Raw genomic sequence first — 6316 nt, 5'->3', positions numbered from 1 at the left:
ACCTCCGGCGTACCGCGGACCGGGTCGGCGTCCAGCCGCGGCAGCCGCCGGTCCAGCCACGCCGGCAGCCACCAGTTGGCCCGGCCGAGGAGCGCCATCGTCGCGGGGACCAGCACGAGCCGGACCACGGTCGCGTCGACGAGCACGGCGGTGGCGAGTCCGAGGCCGAGCATCTTCATCGTCGGGTCGCTGCCGGTGATGAAGCCGCCGAACACGCACACCATGATCGCCGCGCCGGCGGAGATGGTCCGTGCGGTCACCCCGATGCCGTGCACGACCGACCGCGCGTTGTCGCCGGTGCGGAGGTACTCCTCGCGGATCCGCGACAGCAGGAAGACCTCGTAGTCCATCGAGAGGCCGAACAGGATCGCGAACATGAACAGCGGGATGAAGGAGATGATGGGCACGGTCTCCTCGAGGCCGATCAGGTCCTTGGCCCAGCCCCACTGGAAGACCGCGACCAGGACGCCGTACGCCGCGCCGACGCTCAGCAGGTTGAGGATCGCGGCCTTGACCGCCACGACGGGCGAGCGGAACAGCACGACCAGCAGCAGGCACGACAGCAGGACCACGGCCGCCAGGAAGATCGGCAGCCGCTCCTGGACGCGGTTGCTCATGTCGGTCATGACGGCGGTGTAGCCACCGACGTGGGCCGAGGCGGAGCCGTCCACGAGTGCGTCCGGGAGGACGGTGGACCGCAGCCGAGCAAGGGTCTGCTGGGTCTCCCGGTCCTGCGGCGTGCTCGTGGCCTGGGCCGTGACGACGGCCACGTCCGAGCCAGGGGTCGTGGGCAGCGCACGAGCCGAGACGATGCCCCGGTCCCCGGCCACTGCCGCGGTGACCCGGTCCACCGCGGATCCGTCGCCCGCGGTGTCGACGGCGATCACGATCGGGCTGATCGCGCCGGGGCCGAACCCCTCGGCGATCAGGTCGTAGGCGCGCCGCTCGGTGCGGGCCTGCGGGTAGCTGCCCTCGTCGGGCATACCGAGCCGCAGAGCGGTGACCGGCGCGGCCAGGGCCAGCAGGAGGGTCGTGCCGCCGACGAGGTAGGCGACCGGGTGGCTGGTGACGTGGTTGCCCCAGCGGGTCCAGCGGCGAGTCGTCGAGTCGCGCGTCGTACGCCGTGCGAAGCGGTGGTGGGGGTTGATCCGCGGCCCGGCCAGCCCGAGCAGAGCAGGCAGCAGGGTGATCGCAGCCAGCACCATGACCAGGACGACGACCGCGATGCCGACGCCTCCGGCCGCGACGAAGGGCAGCCCGGCGAACGCGAGACCCAGGATCGCCACGACCACGGTGCCCCCGGCGAAGATCACGGCCTGGCCCGCGGTGGCCACCGACCGGCCCACCGACTCCGGGACGCTCAGCCCGGCGGCGAGGTACTCCCGGTGCCGGGTCACGAGGAACAGCGCGTAGTCGATGCCGGCGCCCAGCCCCACCATGGAGGCCATCACCGGCGCCCAGACGGGGATGTCGACGCCGTACGCCACGAGCGAGAGGGCGCTGGTGCCGACCAGCAGCGCGAACAGCCCGATCACCAGCGGCAGCCCGGCCGCGACCAGGGACCCGAAGGCCACCAGCAGGATGACCAGCGCGGCGACGATGCCCACGGCCTCGTAGGCGCTCATCGGCGCCTCCTCGAAGCTGAAGTAGAGGTCCCCGCCGGCTTCGAGCCGCAGCGACGAGCCGGACCGGGCCTCCTCGAGCGCGGTCTTGAGCGCGGCCAGCGCGCTCTTGTCGGTCTTCTCGATCGCCGGGTACTGCAGGCGCACCAGCGCCACCCGTCCGTCCGGCGACACCATCTGGGCGTCGACCGCCCCTTGCTGGTCGGTGGCGAGCATGCCCGCGGGGTCGGTGGCGCCGACCAGGTCCGGGAGCCCGGTGAGCGACTGCTCCAGGTCGGCGAGACCGGCCCGGGCCCGGGCGGAGTCGAAGAACGTGTCACCGGCGGCCCTCGGCGTCGCGACGACGTACGACGTGAGCCCGTCGGCTCCGGTGTCGGCGGCCGCCAGCAGGTCGGCGGCGGCCTGGGAGTCGCTCCCCGGTGTGGTCATCGTGTCGTCGAGCGCGTGCCCGACGGTGGCCGAGGCGGCCGTGACCGCGACGGCGAGGAACAGCCAGGTCGCGATCGCCACCCACGGTCGACGGGCGGCCCAGCGGCCCCAGAGGTAGAGCACGTGTGACATGACGACTCCTCGATTTCGGTTTGCCTACGGCTCCACGCTCCCGCCGGGGGAGGGGGTGGCACATCGGCGTCGGGGCCCGTCCCGGCTCCGCCGTCCGGACGAGCCGGCACTCGTCCTTTCGGCCGGTACGCCGAAGCCCGCCGATGCCTACCCTGGAGCTGTGAGGAACGAGGGAAGGCGCCCGGTCTGGCGCGAGCCGCGGCCCGGCGACGCGCCTGCGCGGCGCGGGAGCGACTGGCTGCTGGTCGGTGCGTTCGAGCTCGTCGCCGTGGGCGAGGCGATCTTCCGCCCCGACGTGGCGTGGCGCCCGCTGGCCACCCTCGTCGCCCTCGCCGCGGCCCCGGTGCTCCTCTGGCGTCGGAGCCACCCGCTGGTGGCCGCGCTGGTCGGGTTCGGAGCGGTGCTGGTCCTCTCGGTCGCCCAGCTGGTCACCGGCAGCGGGGACCTCGGCCTGTACGCGATGATGTTCGTCCTGATCCTGCTGTACTCCCTCGTGCGGTGGGGCTCGGGCCGCGAGGTCGTGCTCGGGCTCGGGTTCGTCTCGGTCACCGTGGCGCTCGGGATGTACGTCTCCTTCACCGGGTGGGCCGACGTCTTCGGAGGCACCGTCTTCCTGCTGATGTTCGTGGCCCTCGCGGCGGCGTTTCGCTACCGCGCCGACGTCTGGCACCGTCAACTCGCCGAGATCCGCAACCAGGAGCGGGTCGGCCTGGCCCGCGAGCTGCACGACACCGTGGCCCACCACGTCTCCGCGATCGCGGTGCAGGCCCAGGCCGGCCGCGCCGTCGCGGACACCAGCCCCGAGGCGGCCGTGGCGACGCTCGCGGCGATCGAGAGCGAGGCATCGCGCACGCTGGCCGAGATGCGCGCGATGGTGCGCGTCCTCCGCGACGGCCAGGCGACCGAGTACGCCCCGCAGGCGGGCATCGCGGACCTGTCGGCGCTGGCCAGCAGCGATGACATCCCGGTGGTGCAGGTCACCCTGACCGGCGAGCTCGGCCACCTGCCCCGGGGGATCGACGCCGCGGTCTACCGCCTGGCGCGCGAGTCGCTGACCAACGCGCTGCGGCACGCCCACCATGCCGGCCGGGTGCTGATCGAGGTCGCGGGGGAGCCCGACGTCGTACGGCTGCGGGTCGCCGACGACGGCGAGCCGGACCCGTCGTCCGTCGCGGCGCCGGGCTTCGGGCTGATCGGGATGGCCGAGCGAGCCCAGCTGCTGGGTGGCACGCTGTCGGCCGGACCGTCGCCCGGTGGCGGCTGGACGGTGCGGGCCGAGTTCCCTCGGGAGCTGCCGTCGTGACCGTCCGCGTCGTGGTGGCCGACGACCAGGACCTGGTGCGCACCGGGCTGGCGATGATCCTGGACGCCCAGGACGGGATCGAGGTGGTGGGCCAGGCGCCGGACGGCCTGGTGGCGGTGGAGCTGACCCGGCGGCTGCGCCCCGACGTGCTCCTCGTGGACATCCGGATGCCCGGCCTGGACGGCATCGAGGTGACCCGGCGGCTGGCCGGACCCGACGTGGCCGACCCGACGGCAGTGGTGGTGATCACGACCTTCGACCTCGACGAGTACGTCTACGGGGCACTGCAGGCGGGCGCCCGTGGGTTCCTGCTCAAGGACGCCGGCCCCGAGCTGCTCGTCCAGGCGGTGCACGCGGCGGCGGTCGGCGACGCGCTGATCGCGCCCAACGTCACCCGGCGGCTGCTCGCGACCCTCGCCGCGTCCCGCCCGGCCGCCCCACGCCCGCAGCCGATCGAGCCGCTCACCGACCGCGAGGAGGAGGTCCTGGCCCTGGTCGCCCGCGGTCACACCAACGCGGAGATCGCCGAGGAGCTCTACATCGGCGTGACCACCGTCAAGACCCACGTCGCCTCGCTGCTCACCAAGATCGGCGCCCGCAACCGGGTCGAGATCGCCATGTGGGCCTACGACACCGGTCGGGTAGGCGAGTAGGCCCGGCCGCTCCCGGGTCTCACCCGCGCACGGGCTCCACGTGCGCGAAGATCACACTAAGCACTCCTTCCTCGATCGACAGCCGGTAGCGGGTCCGCCCGACGGCCACGACGGTCCCGACCCGCCCCTGGAACCGGCCCGGCCCAGTCACCCGGGCCGGCGTCCCGACGCCCAGCCGCACCGGCCCGCTGCCCCGGAGGATCGCGTCGAGCTCGGCCAGGTAGTTGGGGTGCATCGCGGCCGGCCTTCCCCGGTAGGTCCACTCGAGGATGTGCTCGGGCCGGAAGACCTCGCTGCACCTCGCGCAGGACATCACCCGCTCCGGGCGCCGGTGCCGCTCTCGGGTGTGGCCCGCCGAACACACCCCCAGCCAGGCGCCGCTGACCCGGGGGGCGTCCGCGTGGACGCAGCGCTCACCGCTGCTGCCGATCGCCACGGCCGTACGCCGCCAGACCTCGTCGTGGCCGTGCTGGGCGCCGACCAACGCGTGCGCGATCTCGTGCAGCACGGTCTCGCGGACCTCTGCCTCGCTGTGCAGGCGCGTCAGCGGCAGGCTCAGCGAGATCACCCGGTCGTGCTGTCGGCACAGCCCGGCACGACGCTTGGCGTTGTCGAGCTCCACCCGCCACCCGGTCAGGCCGTGCTCCGCGACCAGGCCGGTAGCCATCCGGTACGCCTCTGTCAGGTCCATGGCACCGTAGCCAAGCACGCGCCACCGACAGCTGCGGGCAGGATGCGCTCCGGGCGCACCGCGTGCCGAGGTTCGTCGATCACAGGGGTCACCTCCGGCGGTGGAACGTGACCGAGCCGTCGGGGGCTCGGGTGTGGTGGTAGGCGGGGTCGTGGATGCGTTGGTGGTGGAACCCGCAGAGGGGCTCGGCGTCGGCGAGGTTGGTGGTGCCGCCGTGGGACCAGGGTTGTCGGTGGTGCAGCTCGCACCAGGCGTAGGGGCGGTCGCAGCCGTCGGCGGCGCAGGTGGTGTGCCGGGTGCCGAGGGCGACGCGCTGGGCCTCGGTGAAGAAGCGTTGGGCGCGGCCCAGGTCCAGCGGCTGCGAGGCTCCGTTGAGGATGGCCGGCAGGATCCCGGCGGCGCAGGCCAGGCGCCGGGCCTCGGCCGCGGAGATCTCGTCGCCGGTGTCCAGACGGGCCGCGCGCAGGTCGTCGCGCAGCTGGTCGTGGTCCACGGTGACCACCACCGTGGCGGCGGTCTTGCCGTGCAGGTGGCTGGTGGGCAGGTGCTCGAGCAGCTCGACGAAGGCCCGGCCGTACCGGTGGGCCCAGTCCAGGCCGTCGCCGACGGGACCGGTGTGGGCCTTGCTGGCGCCGAGGCGGCCGCGGCGGGGCGAGGCCATCTGCTGGAGGGTCTTGCGCAGGATCGCCCCGGCCAGGGTAGGCACGGTGAAGTGGCCGGTGACGGTGCCGTCCGCGTTGTCGTGCAGGGTCAGCCGGGTCCGGGCGCGCGCGGCGGCCTCCTCCTCGCGGAGCAGCTGGTCGTGGTGGCGATCCGTCTCGACCTTGCTTGCAGCCGCCTCGAGGGCGCGGCGCGCCTTCTTGCGCAGGGCGGAGGGGTCGAGGGTCTTCGCCTGCCCGACCAGGCGCTCCTCGACCGCGGTGACCTGCTCAGGGGCCAGCCCGGCGGGGAGCCGCCTCGTGGTCGTGGCGATCACCGCGGCGTGCTCGGGGGAGACCTCGCCGGCGGCGAGGGCGGTCCGGGTCTGGGGCAGGTCGTCCAGGGCGGAGGCGAGGGCGACCTGCCCGGCTGCGGAGGCACCCGTGGCGTGGGTCTCCCTGGCCAGCCACTGGCCGGTGCCGGGCAGTCCGGACCCGGCGGCCACGTCGGCGTTGTCGGCGCCGCGCAGCAGTCTGAGCTTGACCGCCTGGAGCCGACGGATCGCCCGCTCGGTCTGGCGGACCAGGTCGGCGTAGTCCCCCGTCCGCAGGGCGGCCACGTCACCCAGGCCGTCCAGCACCTCGTGGATCTGGGCCAGCCCGGAGTACGCCGGGTGTGCGGCGTCCGGGTGCAGGTCCAGCAGTGCGGTCATGTAGAGACAGTAACAGAACATAAGTTCGATTGCAAGGCATCGGAGAAGCATGTGGAGGGTGTGTGGAGGGAGCGGCGCCGCCAGGTTGGGTAGGTTGTCCGGGTGTCCCGCCGTCCACGCAAGCGCCCCGACCAC

The 6316-nt window shown here is 73.6% G+C and carries 5 protein-coding genes; 2 read left to right on the top strand and 3 right to left on the bottom strand.

All coding sequences use genetic code 11. The features are described from left to right. Window positions 1-2183: MMPL family transporter (locus tag PLP61_RS14000; protein ID WP_324503361.1), on the bottom strand; the 2183-nt coding region annotated here is incomplete at its 3' end. 160 nt (window positions 2184-2343) lie between these two features. On the opposite strand from PLP61_RS14000, the gene PLP61_RS13995 reads away from it, so the two are divergent. Both PLP61_RS13995 and PLP61_RS13990 read left to right on the top strand, forming a co-directional pair. Then, window positions 2344-3486, top strand: coding sequence for a sensor histidine kinase (locus tag PLP61_RS13995; RefSeq protein ID WP_324503360.1), 1143 nt, complete (start codon window positions 2344-2346; stop codon window positions 3484-3486). Beyond that, on the top strand, window positions 3483-4139 hold the full coding sequence (locus tag PLP61_RS13990; protein WP_324503358.1) for a response regulator: 657 nt from the start codon (window positions 3483-3485) through the stop codon (window positions 4137-4139). The genes PLP61_RS13995 and PLP61_RS13990 overlap by 4 nt, the downstream gene beginning before the upstream one ends. A 19-nt stretch (window positions 4140-4158) precedes the next feature. Here PLP61_RS13990 and PLP61_RS13985 read toward each other — a convergent pair whose 3' ends face one another. Further along, window positions 4159-4830 carry a SprT-like domain-containing protein gene (locus PLP61_RS13985; RefSeq protein WP_324503357.1) on the bottom strand — a complete coding sequence of 224 codons (672 nt, stop codon included), beginning with the start codon at window positions 4828-4830 and terminating at the stop codon, window positions 4159-4161. A gap of 88 nt (window positions 4831-4918) precedes the next feature. After that, entirely contained in the window at window positions 4919-6181 is a 1263-nt protein-coding gene (locus PLP61_RS13980; RefSeq protein ID WP_324503356.1) for an HNH endonuclease signature motif containing protein, read from the bottom strand. Window positions 6182-6316 lie beyond the last annotated feature (135 nt).

Origin of the sequence: Nocardioides sp. (genome assembly GCF_035429765.1) — a bacterium.
Taxonomy (GTDB): domain Bacteria; phylum Actinomycetota; class Actinomycetes; order Propionibacteriales; family Nocardioidaceae; genus Nocardioides.
Note: the sequence above shows the minus strand (reverse complement) of the source record. Positions and strands in the feature narration are given on the sequence as shown.

Excerpts from the sequence above, each read along its gene's own strand:
- PLP61_RS13980 (WP_324503356.1), bottom strand. The coding sequence starts at position 6,181 with ATGACCGCACTGCTGGACCTGCACCCGGACGCCGCACACCCGGCGTAC.
- PLP61_RS13985 (WP_324503357.1), bottom strand. The coding sequence starts at position 4,830 with ATGGACCTGACAGAGGCGTACCGGATGGCTACCGGCCTGGTCGCGGAG.